Source organism: Tenacibaculum adriaticum (genome assembly GCF_008124875.1).
In the GTDB taxonomy this organism is placed as follows: Bacteria; Bacteroidota; Bacteroidia; order Flavobacteriales; family Flavobacteriaceae; genus Polaribacter; species Polaribacter adriaticus.
The window spans coordinates 307,487-323,518 of the sequence record NZ_VNIA01000001.1 but is presented as its reverse complement, the minus strand read 5'-3'; the positions used below and the strand labels follow the sequence as shown (position 1 = coordinate 323,518).

Annotated in this window: 19 protein-coding genes; 13 read left to right on the top strand and 6 right to left on the bottom strand. The window is 31.6% G+C overall.

All coding sequences use genetic code 11. The annotated features are described in order from the left end of the window. Window positions 1-26: 26 nt before the first annotated feature. Both C7447_RS01580 and C7447_RS01575 read right to left on the bottom strand, forming a co-directional pair. Window positions 27-1,925, bottom strand: coding sequence for an amidophosphoribosyltransferase (locus C7447_RS01580; protein WP_148868426.1), 1,899 nt, complete (start codon window positions 1,923-1,925; stop codon window positions 27-29). Window positions 1,926-2,073: 148 nt separating this feature from the next. Further along, entirely contained in the window at window positions 2,074-3,000 is a 927-nt protein-coding gene (locus tag C7447_RS01575; protein WP_148868425.1) for a PfkB family carbohydrate kinase, read from the bottom strand. A 102-nt stretch (window positions 3,001-3,102) separates the two neighbouring features. Between C7447_RS01575 and C7447_RS01570 the strand changes: the two genes are divergently transcribed. The 5 genes from C7447_RS01570 (at window position 3,103) to C7447_RS01550 (ending at window position 6,483) form a co-directional block, all read left to right on the top strand. Then, window positions 3,103-3,528 carry a SufE family protein gene (locus C7447_RS01570; protein WP_148868424.1) on the top strand — a complete coding sequence of 142 codons (426 nt, stop codon included), beginning with the start codon at window positions 3,103-3,105 and terminating at the stop codon, window positions 3,526-3,528. A 10-nt stretch (window positions 3,529-3,538) separates the two neighbouring features. Continuing rightward, on the top strand, window positions 3,539-3,859 hold the full coding sequence (locus C7447_RS01565) for a DUF59 domain-containing protein (protein WP_148868423.1): 321 nt from the start codon (window positions 3,539-3,541) through the stop codon (window positions 3,857-3,859). Window position 3,860: 1 nt separating this feature from the next. Then, window positions 3,861-4,367 (top strand): DUF2480 family protein, encoded by a 507-nt coding sequence (locus tag C7447_RS01560; protein WP_148868422.1) that lies wholly within the window; start codon window positions 3,861-3,863, stop codon window positions 4,365-4,367. Between the two features lie 97 nt (window positions 4,368-4,464). Continuing rightward, the gene (locus C7447_RS01555; protein WP_148868421.1) at window positions 4,465-5,316 is read left to right on the top strand and encodes a DUF3078 domain-containing protein; all 852 of its coding nucleotides are present in this window, start codon (window positions 4,465-4,467) and stop codon (window positions 5,314-5,316) included. Between the two features lie 84 nt (window positions 5,317-5,400). Then, window positions 5,401-6,483, top strand: a complete 1,083-nt coding sequence (locus C7447_RS01550; protein WP_148868420.1) for a CNNM domain-containing protein — start codon at window positions 5,401-5,403, stop codon at window positions 6,481-6,483. 61 nt (window positions 6,484-6,544) lie between these two features. On the opposite strand, the gene hflX is transcribed toward C7447_RS01550, so the two are convergent. After that, window positions 6,545-7,756 carry a GTPase HflX gene (gene hflX, locus C7447_RS01545; RefSeq protein ID WP_148868419.1) on the bottom strand — a complete coding sequence of 404 codons (1,212 nt, stop codon included), beginning with the start codon at window positions 7,754-7,756 and terminating at the stop codon, window positions 6,545-6,547. Window positions 7,757-7,803: 47 nt separating this feature from the next. Beyond that, complete coding sequence (brnQ, locus tag C7447_RS01540) at window positions 7,804-9,090, bottom strand: branched-chain amino acid transport system II carrier protein (RefSeq protein ID WP_148868418.1); 1,287 nt, start codon at window positions 9,088-9,090, stop codon at window positions 7,804-7,806. A 44-nt stretch (window positions 9,091-9,134) separates the two neighbouring features. Between brnQ and C7447_RS01535 the strand changes: the two genes are divergently transcribed. Next, window positions 9,135-9,923, top strand: coding sequence for an alpha/beta fold hydrolase (locus C7447_RS01535; RefSeq protein ID WP_148868417.1), 789 nt, complete (start codon window positions 9,135-9,137; stop codon window positions 9,921-9,923). Window positions 9,924-9,953: 30 nt separating this feature from the next. Beyond that, window positions 9,954-10,607 (top strand): uracil phosphoribosyltransferase, encoded by a 654-nt coding sequence (gene upp, locus C7447_RS01530; protein ID WP_148868416.1) that lies wholly within the window; start codon window positions 9,954-9,956, stop codon window positions 10,605-10,607. Here upp and C7447_RS01525 read toward each other — a convergent pair whose 3' ends face one another. Beyond that, window positions 10,608-11,510, bottom strand: coding sequence for a DUF6427 family protein (locus tag C7447_RS01525; RefSeq protein ID WP_170245866.1), 903 nt, complete (start codon window positions 11,508-11,510; stop codon window positions 10,608-10,610). Window positions 11,511-11,552: 42 nt separating this feature from the next. On the opposite strand from C7447_RS01525, the gene C7447_RS01520 reads away from it, so the two are divergent. The 4 genes from C7447_RS01520 to C7447_RS01505 are packed head-to-tail and all read left to right on the top strand — an operon-like array spanning window position 11,553 to window position 13,397. Next, window positions 11,553-11,762 carry a DUF6341 family protein gene (locus tag C7447_RS01520; protein WP_148868414.1) on the top strand — a complete coding sequence of 70 codons (210 nt, stop codon included), beginning with the start codon at window positions 11,553-11,555 and terminating at the stop codon, window positions 11,760-11,762. 12 nt (window positions 11,763-11,774) lie between these two features. Further along, a complete protein-coding gene (gene trmB / locus C7447_RS01515; protein ID WP_148868413.1) occupies window positions 11,775-12,446 on the top strand; it encodes a tRNA (guanosine(46)-N7)-methyltransferase TrmB in 672 nt (223 codons plus the stop codon). 3 nt (window positions 12,447-12,449) lie between these two features. Beyond that, window positions 12,450-13,058, top strand: a complete 609-nt coding sequence (locus C7447_RS01510) for a LysE family transporter (RefSeq protein ID WP_148868412.1) — start codon at window positions 12,450-12,452, stop codon at window positions 13,056-13,058. Between the two features lie 9 nt (window positions 13,059-13,067). Continuing rightward, complete coding sequence (locus C7447_RS01505) at window positions 13,068-13,397, top strand: MGMT family protein (RefSeq protein ID WP_148868411.1); 330 nt, start codon at window positions 13,068-13,070, stop codon at window positions 13,395-13,397. Here the strand turns inward: C7447_RS01505 and C7447_RS01500 are convergent. Continuing rightward, window positions 13,394-14,293, bottom strand: coding sequence for a sterol desaturase family protein (locus tag C7447_RS01500; protein WP_148868410.1), 900 nt, complete (start codon window positions 14,291-14,293; stop codon window positions 13,394-13,396). The two genes, C7447_RS01505 and C7447_RS01500, sit on opposite strands and share 4 nt — an antisense overlap. Before the next feature lie 150 nt (window positions 14,294-14,443). Between C7447_RS01500 and C7447_RS01495 the strand changes: the two genes are divergently transcribed. Beyond that, on the top strand, window positions 14,444-15,574 hold the full coding sequence (locus tag C7447_RS01495; protein WP_148868409.1) for an Mrp/NBP35 family ATP-binding protein: 1,131 nt from the start codon (window positions 14,444-14,446) through the stop codon (window positions 15,572-15,574). Between the two features lie 6 nt (window positions 15,575-15,580). Then, complete coding sequence (locus C7447_RS01490) at window positions 15,581-15,817, top strand: NifU family protein (protein ID WP_148868408.1); 237 nt, start codon at window positions 15,581-15,583, stop codon at window positions 15,815-15,817. Window positions 15,818-16,032: the final 215 nt, after the last annotated feature.

Sequence of the window (16,032 nt, the reverse complement as noted above, 5' to 3'; positions counted from 1 at the left end):
TTTTTTAACTATTAAAAGTTATTAAACTAGTAAGCTCTTTTGTCGCTTCCTTCATAAAAATTAATAAAAGCTTCGTTTACAACTCTATGACCTCCATCGGTAGGATAATCTCCTGTAAAGTACCAATCACCTGTATGTTCAGGACATGCTTTGTGCAAACCAGCTACTGTTTGAAAAATAACCTCTACTTCAGCATTAATTTCTTCCGTTTTTAGCATTTCTGCCACTTTGTGAGAAATTTGTTCATTAGAAAAAGGATTGTAAATTTCTTTTACAAAATTTACAATGTTTGCATCCTCTTTGTTTTGTTGTGCTTTACATTTTTTATAAACTTCCTCAACAATACCATATTGATTGGTTTCTTTTAGTAATTCTAAAGCAGCTTTAAAAGCAATAAAATCACCAATTTTAGCCATGTCAATTCCATAACAATCTGGATAACGGATTTGAGGAGCAGAAGAAACCACTACAATCTTCTTCGGAGATAAACGATCTATAATTTTAATGATACTTTTCTTTAAGGTAGTACCACGTACAATACTATCGTCTATAATCACTAAGTTATCGGTAGGTTTTACAACACCGTAGGTAATATCATAAACATGGGCTACCAGATCATCACGACTGTTATCATCTGCAATAAATGTTCTGAGTTTTGCATCTTTAATCGCTATTTTTTCGAAACGAGGTCTTTCAGATAAAATTTTGGTAACTGTTTCAGCAGAAAGCTTTCCGTCTCCCGCTAAAATTTTGTCGGTTTTTTGTTGATTTAAAATATCTTCAGCAGATTCTATCATTCCATAAAAAGAAGTTTCTGCGGTATTTGGAATGTAAGTAAATACAGTATTCGAAATATCACTATTAATCGATTTTAATATTTCTGGAAATACATATTTACCTAAATTTTTTCTTTCTTGATAAATAGAAGCATCACTACCACGAGAAAAATAAATTCTTTCAAAAGAGCATGATTTCTTTTCACGTTTTTTTAATACTTTTTCTAGAGAGGTTTTTCCATTTTTTTTGATGATTAATGCTTTTCCTCTAGGAATTTCTTGTACTTCATCAATAGGAACATTAAAGGCTGTTTGAATAACAGGTCTTTCTGAAGCAACTACAACTACTTCATCATCTTGATACCAAAATGCGGGTCGAATCCCTGAAGGATCACGCAATATAAAAGCATCTCCATGTCCTAATAATCCTGCCATGGCATAACCGCCATCCCAATTTTTAGAAGAACGTTTTAAAATGCGTTGAATATCTAAATGCTCTTCAATAAAAGGAGAAGCTTCTTTTTTATTAAAACCAGCTTCTTTGGCTTTTTTATAAGTATCTGAAACTTCGTCCTCTAAAAAATGACCTATTTTTTCCATTACAGTAACTGTGTCGGTAGCTTCTTTAGGATGTTGTCCTAAAGAAACCAACTCTTCCATTAATTGTTTAGAATTGGTCATGTTAAAGTTACCGGCAACAATTAAATTTTTATGTTTCCAATTACTTTGACGTAAAAAAGGATGTACATTTTCAATACTATTGCCACCAAAAGTACCGTAACGAACATGGCCTAAAAACAAGTTGCCTAAGTAAGGCATGTTTTCTTCTTGCCAAGAAATATCTTCTAACTTTTCAGGGTTATTTTCAAAAACACCATTGATACGGTCGTTTATTTGTGCAAACACATCTTGTATAGGTTGTGTTTTGTTAGAACGGACTCTACTAATATAACGAGTACCAGGCTCTACGTTGAATTTAATACTTGCTAAACCAGCACCATCTTGACCACGGTTGTGTTGTTTTTCCATTAACAAATACATTTTATTTAATCCGTAAAAAGCGGTTCCGTATTTGTCTTTATAATATTGTAAGGGTTTTAACAATCTAACCATTGCAATTCCGCACTCGTGTTTTAAAGTGTCACTCATGTTGTAAAGATAAATTCCTTCGCAGGCAGGAATTGTTTATGTTGTGTTGTTGTGTGTTGGTTTTTTAACTAGGTTAAAAAAAGGTATTCCTGCCTGCGCAGAAATGCAAATATTAAAAAAAATCCGCAGCCAAAGGCGCGGATTTTAATTATGATAATTCAATATCAAATTGTGTTAATTCCTTAAAAGCTTGTAAGCGAGTTTCAACTTCTTCTTTTGTAAGCTCTTCCATTCGTTGTGTTCCGAATTTTTCTACACAAAAAGAAGCTAAGTTAGAACCATAAATAATTGCGTTTTTCATGTTTTCAAACGAAATATCTTCTGTTTTCGCTAAATATCCGCAGAAACCACCTGCAAAAGTATCTCCTGCGCCTGTTGGGTCAAAAACTTCTGCTAATGGTAAAGCAGGAGCATAGAACATTTTTCCTTCGTTAAATAACAGTGCTCCGTGTTCCCCTTTTTTTATTACTACGTGTTGTGGGCCCATTTCATGAATTTTCTTTGCTGCGTTTACTAACGAATATTCCCCACTCAATTGGCGAGCTTCTTCATCATTAATAGTAATAACATCTACACGTTTTAAAACATTATGTAAATCGTTTAAAGCAATATCCATCCAAAAATTCATAGTATCTAGTACTACTAATTTTGGTCTTTCATTCATTTGATCTAATACAGATGCTTGTGTAAGTGGATGTAAATTTCCTAACATTACGATAGCTGAATTTTTAAATTCTTCAGTTACTACAGGTTGAAAATGTTCTAAAACATTTAATTCAGTAATTAAAGTATCACGAGAGTTCATATCATTATGATATTTACCACTCCAGAAAAAAGTTTTCCCTTCTTTAACGATTTCAATTCCTTTAGTGTCTATTCCTTTCTTCTCCATCATATCTAAATATGATGGAGGAAAATCTCCACCTACCACAGAAACGACTCCTGTTTTTATTCCAAATTGTGATGCTGCTAATCCAACAAAAGTTCCAGAACCTCCTAAAATTTTATCGGTTTTTCCAAAAGGAGTTTCAATAGCATCAAACGCCACAGTACCTACTGCTAATAATTTACTCATATTTTTTATACGTTGTTAGGCATTTCTAATGCCAAATTTTATCAGTAATTTTGTACGATAATTGCACAAGATAAATTTAAAGTGCAAAAATAGTTCTAAAAAATGACTATCAAAGAAATACAAGAAGAAATTATTGATGAGTTCTCTATGTTTGATGACTGGATGGAGCGCTATGAATATATTATAGAGTTAGGAAAATCGTTACCTTTAATAGCAGATGAGTTTAAAGTGGATGAAAATTTAATTAAAGGATGCCAATCGAAAGTATGGTTGCATTCTAGTTTAGATGGAGAGCAATTAAAATTTACAGCAGATAGTGATGCCATTTTAACCAAAGGAATTGTGGCTTTGTTGTTGCGTGTTTATTCTAATCAAAAACCACAGGCCATTTTAGACGCTGACACTAATTTTATAGATGAAATTGGTTTGAAAGAACATTTGAGTCCGACACGTGCTAATGGATTAGTATCGATGGTAAAGCAAATAAAAATGTACGCTATTGCGCAACAAACTAAGTTGGAGAATTAAAGAAAAGAATATGACAGATAAAGAATTAGACGAGTTAGGAGACAAAATAGTTCGTGTATTAAAAACAATTTACGATCCAGAAATTCCTGTAGATATTTATGAATTAGGATTAATTTATGATGTATTTGTTTCTGAAGAAAATGATGCTAAAATTTTAATGACGTTAACATCACCTAACTGTCCGGTAGCAGAAAGTTTACCTGTAGAGATAGAAGAAAAAATAAAAACACTTCCAGAGATTAATAATTGTGAAGTTGAAATTACTTTTGATCCAACGTGGACACAAGAAATGATGAGCGAAGAAGCGAAGTTAGAACTCGGAATGCTATAGTATGGCAGAAGAAATAATAAATAGGGTTGCAAATAGCAAATTAAAAACGATAGACCTTGAGGAGTTTTATCCATCAGGAAATAGAATTGTTTTTGATATTACCGAGTGGCTTTATGAAGGTCTTATCCTTCGTGAAAAAGATTTCAGAGAACAGGTTAGCAATCATAATTGGAAACAATATCAAGATAGCTATATTGCTATATCTTCTTCATCAGAAGCTATTATTCCTTCTTGGGCATATTTATTATTAACAACAAGGTTAAATTCTTATGCAAAAAAAGTGGTCGTTGGTGATTTAGCGTTGTTAGAGACGGTAATTTTTCAAGAAATTATAGATAATTTAGATGTTTCAGAATATCAAGATGCACCTGTAATTATAAAAGGATGTTCTAATAAACCGATTCCGCAAAGCGCTTATACAATGTTGATTAGTAAAATACAATCAGTGGTAAAATCAATTATGTTTGGAGAGGCTTGTTCAAATGTTCCATTATTCAAAAAGAAATAATACTTTAGATTAAGTGACTTTTGTAAAAAATCTTTGTCTAAAACTAAGATAAAGGCGTATTTTTGCGCCCCGAATTAAAAAACAAAAAATTTTAAAAATGAAAAAACTATTAGCAATTGCTATTTTGTTCGGTGCATTAGCAGTAAATGCACAAGAGAAAAAAGAAGAACCTAAAGAAGGATGGAAAAGAGCAGGAAATATTTCTTTCTTATTTAATCAATCGGCATTCAACAACTGGTTAGCAGGAGGAACAAACAACCTTACAGGTACTTTAGGAGTGAATTATGACTTTAATTACGCAAAAGGAGACTGGACTTGGGATAACAAAATATTGGTTTCTTATGGTTTAACAAAATTAAAAGGACAAGAGGCTCAAAAAACAGATGATCGTTTAGAATTTAACTCTTTAGCAGGTAAAAAAGCGAGTGGATACTGGTACTATTCTGGTTTTATAAACTTTAAAACTCAAATGGAGTCTACTTATGATGGAGCAGGAAATCAGTTATCTCACTTTTTCTCACCAGCATATTTACAATTTGGACCAGGGATGTTATGGAAAAAACATGACAACTTAAAAGTTAATTTAGCGCCGGCGACTTCTAAATTAATTTTTGTACATGATCATTTTACAGAAAATTTAGCTCCTGGTGTTAGTTATTTCGGTGTAAAAGCTGGAGAGACTTCTCGTTACGAGTTAGGAGCAGCTGTTAATGCCTACTACAAATTTAATTTAATGGAAAATGTTTCTGTAGAAAATATTTTAAATTTATATAGTAATTATTTAGAAGAAGCTAAAAATATTGATATAGATTATACGGTTAACGTTGTAATGAAAATTAACAAGTATCTATCAGCCAACTTAGCATTACAAGCTATTTATGATGATAATGCTTATGAAGGTTTTCAAACAAAGGAAGTATTTGGTTTAGGCGTGAATTACGGTTTCTAAGACCTGTTAAAATATAAATTAGAAACCCCAAGAAATTATCTTGGGGTTTTTTATTTTGCGTATTTTTACTAAAATTTTTTTAAGATGACATTATTAATTATTTATGCTACACTTTCTATTTTCTTTTCATTTTTATGTTCTATTCTAGAAGCAGTATTATTAAGTGTTACACCTACATTTATTAATATTAAAAAAAATGAAGGGAAACATTATGCTACGAATTTAGAAATATTAAAAAAGGATGTTGATAAGCCGTTAATTGCAATTTTAACTTTAAACACGATTGCACATACAGTAGGTGCTATATTAGTGGGTGTAGAAGCTAAAAAAGCGTTTGGAGATGAGGGGAACGGAGTTTTTATTGTTTCTGCATTAATGACCTTTCTTATTTTAGTAGCTTCTGAAATTATACCAAAAACTATTGGAGCAACCTATTGGAAAGGTTTAGCAAATTTTACGTCAACAGCATTAAATGTACTTATTTTTCCATTAAAGTGGATGGGTATTTTATGGTTGTTACAGTTAGCTACAAAGTTAATAGGAGGTAAAGGAGCACACGGAAGTATATTGAGTCGTGAAGATTTCTCTGCAATGGCTGAAATTGCTGAACAAGAAGGTGTTTTTCATGAAAGTGAAAGTTTAATTATTAGGAACTTACTTAGTTTTAAAGAGGTGGAAGCAAAAGATATTATGACACCAAGAACAGTGTTAAAAATTGCAGACTCTTCAAGAACGATTCAATCTTTTTTCGATGAAAATCCTAATTTAAGATTTTCACGTGTACCGATGTTTACTGACAAAGCGGATAATATTTCAGGATATTTTTTGAAAGATCAATTATTAGAGGCCATTATACAAGGTAAGGGGAATGAAAAACTAGAAAGTATTCAAAGAACTATTACAATAACAAAACGAGATTTGCCAATTCCGCAGTTGTTTGAAAAATTAATTGAACAACGAGAGCACATTGCTTTGGTTGTAGATGAATATGGTTCTGTAAGTGGTTTAGTAACTCAAGAAGATGTTATAGAAACTTTATTAGGGCTTGAGATAATGGATGAAAGTGATAATGTTGCCGATTTACAAAGTTTAGCAAGAAAAAGCTGGGAAAAAAGAGCGAAAAAACTAGGATTGCTGGAAGATAGTGAAGATGTAGAAAGTTTATAAAAAAACAAAGCCCAATTGTTATTTAGATTGGGCTTGTTTTTTACTAGTAGTTTTATTTTAATTATTCTTCTTCTTTATATTCATAATAAAGAAAATCGTTATATGGAAAACGCTGAATGTGTATCTTTTTTACTTCTTCATAGACAAGGTCTTTAAAATCTTCTAAATTATCTTTATTTAGTGCAGAAATAAAAATGCTTTCTGTAGAAAGATCACTCATCCAAGTTTTTTTCCAGTCTTCTAAAGTATAGTGTGCTTTTGTTTTTTCAGTAATAATATCGTCTTCATCAATAGTTTCATGAGAATAAGCATCTATTTTATTAAAAACCATAATAGTAGGTTTGTCTGCACTATCAATTTCATCTAAAATTTTGTTTACTGATGCAATATGATCTTCAAAAGTTGGATGTGAAATATCTACAACATGTAACAGTAAATCAGCTTCACGAACCTCATCTAAGGTAGATTTGAATGATTCTACTAATTGAGTTGGTAATTTTCTAATAAATCCAACGGTATCTGTTAATAAAAAAGGAATGTTTTTAATCACTACTTTTCTAACGGTAGTATCTAAAGTTGCAAACAATTTATCTTCTGCAAAAACTTCACTTTTACTAATGACATTCATTAAAGTAGATTTACCAACATTGGTATAACCAACAAGCGCAACGCGAACCATTTTCCCACGGTTTTTACGTTGAACCGCCATTTGTTTGTCTATCGTTTTAAGCTTCTTTTTAAGTAAATCGATTTTTTCACGAATTATACGACGATCCGTTTCAATTTCTGTTTCTCCAGGACCACGCATCCCAATTCCACCTTTTTGTTTGTCAAGGTGTGTCCACATTCTTGTTAAACGAGGTAGTAAATATTGGTATTGTGCTAATTCGACCTGTGTTTTTGCAGAACTTGTTTGAGCTCTACTCGCAAAAATATCTAAGATAAGATTGGTTCTGTCTAAAATCTTACAATCTAAAAAGTTCTCAATATTTCTTAATTGTGCAGGTGAGAGTTCGTCATCAAAAATAGCGGTACCTATTCCGTGAGCATCTATATACGATTTTACTTCTTCTAACTTACCTGTACCCAAAAAAGTTTTAGGGTTTGGTTTTTCAACTTTTTGTACAAATCGTTTTACAGGAACACCACCAGCAGTCATGGTCAAAAACTCTAGCTCATCTAAATATTCGTCAGATTTTTTTTCGTCTTGATGCTGGGTTATAACTCCTATTAAAACCGCCTTTTCAGATATGGCTTCTCTTGTTTCTATCATAGAGTACAAAAGTACGAAGATTTAAATGTAGAAAAACATGAAGAGAATTAATTTTCTTTTTCTGAAAAAGAATGATTTTTTATGAGGAGCCCAAGAATAAAACTTAAAACTGCTGGCAAAACCCATCCTAAATTATGTTTTGAAAAAGGAATGATATTTTGAATTTCTGAAAGCTTTTTTTCATCAACAAAAAACTGTAAAAAATCTGGAATGCTAAAAATAAATGTCGCTAATACCACTACTTTAAATACATTTTTAGAAGCGTATTTTTCAGGCAAGACATTTAATATAATTAGAGCTATCGTAATTGGGTAGATAAACATTAGTACAGGTAAGGCAATATTAATAATGTAACCAACATCGAATTGCCCAACAACAACGCCAATCAAACAACCCAAAAAAGCAGTTATAAAATATACTTTTTGTGAATTGTTGAATAGGCCTTTTACATAGTCGGAGGTACCTGTAACTATTCCAACAGCAGTTGTAAAACAAGCTAAAGAAACTAATACACTTAAAAAAACAGTTCCGATATTACCAAGGGTTTGTGTGCTTAAAATAGATAACACTTCTGTGCGAGTTGCATCCGTTTTAAAGGTAGTATTGAAGCGTGCTCCGTTAAGAATTAATCCTGCGTAAATAATTAATAAACCGCACCCCGCTATAAACCCAGCTTTGGTAATTAATTCCTTTTTTATTTCGAAAGAAGTGTCTTTTTTAAAATTCATAGAAATCACCAATATACCGCCTACGACAATAGCACCAATAGCGTCAAAAGTTTGATACCCTTCTAACAAACCACTAACAAAAGGAGTACTAAAGGTAGTTGGGGAAATAACATTTGGAGCAGTGAAAACACCAATAAAAATAATTGCTAATAAAATAAGGATAATGAAAGGTGTTAAAATCTTGCCTAAAAGGTTAAGAACTTTTGTTCGGTTAATAGCAAATATAAATACGAGTAAAAAATAAATAATACTTGTTAGTAATGAACTGGTTCTGAAATAAGGTGCAATTGCCATTTCATGGGTTACAGAAGCTGTTCTAGGTGCTGGTAAACTAATGGAAATAGCGTATATAATAATACAATATACTGTGCTGAAAACCGGAGAAACCTTTTTACCAAAATCATACAGCGTTCCTTGTAAGCGAGCGTGCGCTAGAATACCAAGAATTGGTATGAAAACAGCGGTAATAAAAAAACCAATAGATACCCAATACCAATCTTCTCCTGCATTTTTACCTAAAAAAGGAGGTAAAATTAAATTCCCTGCGCCAAAAAACATAGAAAATAAGGCGAACCCTGTAACGAAAATTTCTTTGGTTTTATTCATATAACACTACTAGTCTAGTGACGAAATATACATATTTTTGTGCTATGGAAAATTTTATAATGTATAAAAATACACGGGTTGCATATTCTTCTAAAGGAAAAGGAGGAGCCGTAATTTTACTGCATGGTTTTCTTGAAAATTCTTCCATGTGGAATAAAATAGATAAGGAATTATCACAACGAAACAAAGTGATTTGCATTGATTTGTTAGGGCATGGAAAATCTGATTGTTTGGGTTATGTACATGCTATGGAGGATCTGGCAGACGTCGTTAAAGCTGTTCTAAAAGCAGAAAGAATTAGAAGCGTAACTCTTATTGGTCATTCTATGGGAGGGTATGTTGCTTTGGCTTTTACAGAAAAATATCTAAAAAATATAAAAGGTTTGTGTTTGCTAAATTCTACTGCGCAAGCAGATAATGAAGAACGTAAAAAACTAAGGTTACGCGCTATAAAAATGGCACAAACTAATTATGAAAGTTTAGTATCAATGTCAATCGTGAATTTATTTGCAGAAGATACTCGAAATCAATTTTTAGAGGAAGTAGAAGAATGTAAAGAAGTGGCTTTAAAAACATCAGTACATGGGTATATTGCTTGTTCTGAAGGAATGAGAATGCGAATAAACAGAGAGCATGTTTTAGCTTCAAAAGGTTTTAAAAAACTAATTATTACAGGTAAAAAAGATTCAATAATAAATCATAAACAAATCAAAGAAGAAGCAGGGAGGACACAAACACCTTTAATTACATTGTCTAACGGACATATGAGCCATATAGAAAATTCAAAAGAATTGATTTCTTTGCTAAAAGATTTTATTAAATCGGTAGGTTAGTTTTTTGTAATTTGCAATCAAATATTTTTCATGAAAATTAATCATATAGGTAAAGAGAATTCCGTTTTAAATAAGTTTATTTCAGAACTTAGGGATGTTGCTATTCAAAAAGATAGTATGCGTTTTAGAAGAAATATAGAGCGGATAGGTGAAATTTTAGGGTATGAATTAAGTAAACAGCTTTCTTTTTATTCGAAAGAAATTACTACCCCTTTAGGGATTAAGAAAACCAATTTACCTTCAGAAGATTTGATTTTATGTTCTATTCTTAGAGCGGGTTTACCTTTGCATAACGGACTTTTAAATTATTTTGACGATGCTGAAAATGCGTTTATTTCTGCATATCGTCATCACCCAAACAACGATGAGCATTTCGAAATTGTGGTAGAATACTTTGCTTCTCCTTCTATAAACGATAAAACATTGTTGTTGATTGACCCTATGTTAGCAACAGGAAGGTCGTTAGTGGCTGTTCATGAAGCAATAAAAAAATATGGTAGCCCCAAAAAAATCCATATTGTATCTGTTATAGGATCAGAAGACGGAGTTGATTATATTAAAAAACATTTTCCAGAGAACACCTCGTTGTGGATAGCGGATATTGATGAAAATTTAAATGATAGCGGATATATTATTCCTGGTTTAGGTGATGCTGGTGATCTAGCTTTTGGCGAAAAAATGTAATTACACAAAATTAACAATAAAAGCACAAACGATAAACGAAAAAGGAACAACATCAATAAACCATTTTCTTTCAAAAAGCTCAAGTCCGTTGGCTATTATTAATGCTGAAGGAAAAAACAAATACAAAATCTCGCTACCGTTTCTGTCTTTAACTAGTATTAGTAATAAAAAAGCAATTGCAAAATTCAATAAAAGTAAAATCCAATTTTTTCTAAAAGAGTTTTTAATAGCCAATGCTTTAGGTGTTTTAAAAAATACGGAAAGCATAATAAAAACACAGACAAAGTAAATGGGTAATAGATAACTAAATTGATTGTATAAACTTAAATCATAATGCGTAAACCAATCAAAAAGGAGCTCGAAATCTTGCAGTTTATCATACCACAAACAGTAGGTAAAATATAAAAAAGTAGGAGCGAAAAAGCCTATTAAAGGAATTAAAATTGTTTGATAAGTAAAACGCTGGTGTAAGTATATTGATATATATAAAAGTATACCAAATTGTATTGAAAAAGGTTCGATTAAAAAGGTAATTCCTAACCATAAACCACCATCAAATAATTTTTTAAATAAGTTTTTTGAAGATTGTATACTATATACTTTTCGTAAAAACAGTAACAATGTGAGATTAGAGTAGAAGGTAGAATTTATTTTAAGAGTTTCTGGAAACATGCCTATAAAAAACACCAAAAATAAAAAGGCATAAGAATTGTCGAATGTAAGAGCATTCTTAGAATTTATAAACCCAGCAATACTAAACATTAATAAAAATAAGGGTAAAACCCAAAGATTAATAGAGGCTATTTTTCCACTTAAAAAAGCCATAAAATAATAGCATAAAAACAAAGCTATAATCAGTAAAACAGTAATAGGTTTTGATTTGCTGAAAAAGTTGGTTAACATCGTTTCTTTTTATATTTTTGCAAGCGTAAAGATAATCAAGTTATGTTAGCATTAAATATTTTTAGATTAATAGGAGATTTATTTGATAAGGTTTTATTCTTGCCTTTCGATTGGTTAAGACTAACGGTTAAGAATTGGTGGACTACCAATACAATTAACTGGTTGTTTTTAGTAGTTCTTTTAGTATTGTTAGCTTACTGGATGAATGAATCTTATCGTTTCTTAAAAGAAGGAACAGAAGATAGAGCTTAATTCTATACTACATTGGGGAGTAAAAACAAACTCAAACGTTTTAAAGAAAACGAAACGTTCGCAAACGTAATTCAGCCTACGAGAGAAGAGGTTGTTAACAATTTTTCATTAAAAGGAAAATGGAATACCTTTTTTAAAAACGACAATCCTATTGTTTTAGAATTAGGATGTGGTAAAGGTGAATATACGGTTGCTTTAGCAGAAAAAAATCCTGATAAAAATTTTATTGGTATTGATATAAAAGGAGCGCGTTTTTGGCGTGGTGCAAAAACTGCGTTAGAGAACAAAATGACCAATGTTGCTTTTATTCGTACACAAATAGAGTTGGTAGATTTTATTTTTGCTAAAAACGAAGTAGATGAAATTTGGATTACCTTTCCAGACCCTCAAATAAAATACAAACGTACAAAGCATAGAATGACTAATTCTGAATTTTTAAAAAAGTATCATACTATTTTAAAAGAAGACGGAGTCGTTAATCTTAAAACCGATAGCGAATTTATGCATGGTTATACGCTAGGGTTACTACATGGTGAAGGACATGAGATTTTACATGCTAATCACGATGTGTATAAAGATTATTATTCACCAGAAGAGGTGGTAAGTACACAAACGTTTTATGAAAAGCAATATTTAGAGCAAGGAAAACCAATTACGTTTATTAAATTCAGAATAAAATATTAAAACATGTTAGCTGCAGTAAGTTTAGGGGTTTTGTCTTCTTTTTTTGGTTTTGCAGCCCCAGGAATGTTAAATATTACAGCAAGTAAAATAAGTGTAGATTATAATAAAAATCATGCATTTAAATTTGTTTTAGCGGTTAGTCTGGTAACTGTTTTACAATCTTTAGTAGCTATTTATTTGGTGAGAATTAGTAGTGAGTCTTCAGGAATACTATCGATGATTCAAAAGTTCTCCATAGCTATTTTTCTTTTGCTTTCATTTTATTTCTTTAGAAAATCTTATCAAGAACAAAAACAAACTTCACAAAAGAGCGATGTTAAAAAACCATTTTTATATGGTTTAATTTTAGCTTCAGCAAATATGTTTGCAATTCCTTTTTTTTATGGTGTTTTTTTACTTTACGCCTCAAAAAATGGTTTTTTTAAGGAGATTAGTGATTTTACACTTTTAGTTTTTGGAGTTCTCTTAGGATTTCATTTAATTTTTGGTTCTTATGTGATTTTAGCTTCAAAAATGAAAAGCAGAATTGCAAAAATTTCTAAATATTTAAATTTGGTTTTAGCGAGTCTTACGGGATTGGTGGCTATAGTATCATTGATTAAATTATTGTAGTTTTATACAATGGATTCTAATCCGAATTTTTTTGAAAAAGCTCATGAAGTTGCAAAGTTAATTCCTTACGGAAGAGTAACTAGCTATGGGGCGATAGCAACTTATTTAGGAGCAGCACGATCTGCAAGAATGGTAGGTTGGGCCATGAATAATTCTTCAGGAAAGGATGTGCCAGCACATCGCGTGGTAAACCGAAAAGGCTTACTAACAGGGAAGCATCATTTTGACGGAACAAACCTTATGCAGCAATTGTTAGAAAGCGAAGGAATTGTGGTTGTCGAGAATCAAATTCAAGATTTTGAAAAGGTGTTTTGGGACCCGAGTAAAGAGTTACTCTAAATACTTTCCTTCTTCATTTTTTCACGTAACTCTTTTGTGGTTAACGAAATTTTATCGTGACTCCAGCCTGGAGGCATAAATAAATATTTTAATCCGTTAGTAAAGTTTCCACTTTTTATAATTCGAGAAAATAAATTTTTCCATTCGTGAAATTCTACATTAAAAAGATTGAAAGATTTAATGTTTGAAGTTAATCCGTAATTCGGAGTTTCTTCTTCAGATTGAAAAGTTCCGAACAGCCGATCCCAAATAATGAGCACACCAGCATGATTTTTATCTAAGTATTTTAAATCCGACCCATGATGCACTCTGTGATGCGAGGGTGTGTTGAAAATGAATTCAATAGGTTTTGGTAGTTTTCTAATTTTTTCAGTATGAATCCAATATTGGTAAATAAAATTTAAGGTTTTCACTGCAAAAATATGTAATGGATGAAAACCAATAATTGCTAACCAAATCCAAAACAAAAAATGACCAGTTACATCATACGTCCATGTTTTTCTTAATGCAGTTGAAAAATTAAATCGCTCAGAAGAATGATGTACCACGTGGCTTGCCCAATATAATGAAACAGAATGCGCAAAACGATGCCCCCAATAAAAAGTGAAATCATCTAAAAAGAAAAGAACAACCCAAGAAGTCCATAGGGAATAATCAATAGAGAATAATCTAAAATTATTGTAGATGTAGAGAAACAATAACAATTTGATAGATTTAGTGAGTAGCGATATGATAAAATACACCAATCCTGTAGCTATGCTTGTTATTGTGTCTTTTACTTCGTGATTTTGCTCACGATCTTTCCAGCCAAGATATATTTCAATTAAAATAAGTACTATGAAAAGAGGGATAACTATAGGGTATGTATAAGTGTTTATTTGATTAATTAAATCCATTTCAAGAAAAATATAAGGTAAAGAGACTACAAGATAAAACAAACATAACAAACCTTTATCATTTTATAAATAAACACAATTCAAACCTTTTATTATCTGAGGGCTAAAATGTATCTTTGCAATTTAGATTAAATATAAGTAAGAACTTACATGAGTTTCACAAAACAAGATATATACAAAGCGTTAGAAACGATAACTGCACCAGGAGAAGGTAAAAGTTTAGTAGAAAACGAAAACATAAAAAACGTTGTAGCATTTGGCAACGAAGTAATTGTAGATGTGGTTATTGGCAACCCTTCTTTACAAGCGAAGAAAAAGGTTGAGGTAGAAATTATGAAAGCTATTCACGAGCATGTTGATCAAAAGATTGATGTAAAAGTGAATGTGAAAGTAGAAGTTCCTACTAAAGAAAATCCAAATCAAATTAGAGGTAAGGAAATTCCGAATATTAAAAACATTATTGCAATTGCATCTGGTAAAGGAGGAGTTGGTAAATCTACTATTACGTCTAATACAGCAATTTCATTAGCAAAAATGGGATTCAAAGTTGGGGTTTTAGATGCGGATGTATATGGGCCATCTCAACATTTAATGTTTGATGTTGAAAAGGAAAGACCTTTATCTGTAAAAGTTGAAGGTAGGTCTAAAATGAAACCAGTTGAAAATTACGGAGTAAAATTATTATCCCTAGGGTTTTTTACCAATCCAGATCAAGCGGTAATTTGGCGTGGACCGATGGCTTCAAAAGCATTAAATCAATTAATTTTTGATGCAGATTGGGGTGAGTTAGACTTCTTATTAATTGATTTGCCTCCAGGAACGGGAGATGTACATTTATCAATAGTGCAAGCGGTGCCGATAAATGGTGCAGTTGTTGTTAGTACTCCACAAAACATTGCTTTGGCAGATGCTAAAAAAGGAGTGGCAATGTTTCAACAAGAAAGTATAAATGTTCCTGTTTTAGGAATTGTAGAGAATATGGCTTACTTTACACCGGCAGAATTACCAGATAATAAATATTATATATTTGGTCAAAATGGCGCGAAGAATTTAGCTGAAGATATTGATACTGCATTCTTAGGAGAAATTCCATTAGTGCAAAGTATTAGAGAAGCAGGAGATGTTGGTCATCCAGTAGCTTTACAAAAAGGAACTCCTTTAGAAAAAGCGTTTGAGGATATTACCAAAGAAATGGTTTCTCAACTACTAAAACGTAACGCTAATTTACCACCAACAGAAGTTGTTCGCATTACAACAATGAGTGGATGTAGCACAAAATAAAATAAAATGAAAGCTCAAGAAACACAAAACAACGTAGAAAAAGCTTTAGAAGAAATCCGTCCTTTTTTATTGAGTGACGGAGGAAATATTAAGCTTTTATCAATAGAAGATAATATTGTAAAAGTGCAATTAGAAGGTGCTTGTAGTGGTTGTTCTGTAAATCAAATGACACTTAAAAACGGTGTTGAAGCAACTATAAAAAAGTATGCTCCAGAAATTGAAGAAGTTATAAATGTAGCGTAACTGATAAATGTCAGCTTTTACAAATTTATAACACTTTAATTTTGGGTACCCTGTGGGTTGCACTTTCCGTATTCGCCGCTTTTTGCTTAGACAAAAGAGCTCATACAAACGCTTCAATCGCTAACGCAGATTTTATCTGCAAATAGTGAAGAAGATAGAATAAAATAAAACAATCAATGCATGGCATTGAAAAACTTTTCCAAGAATAGATTTTT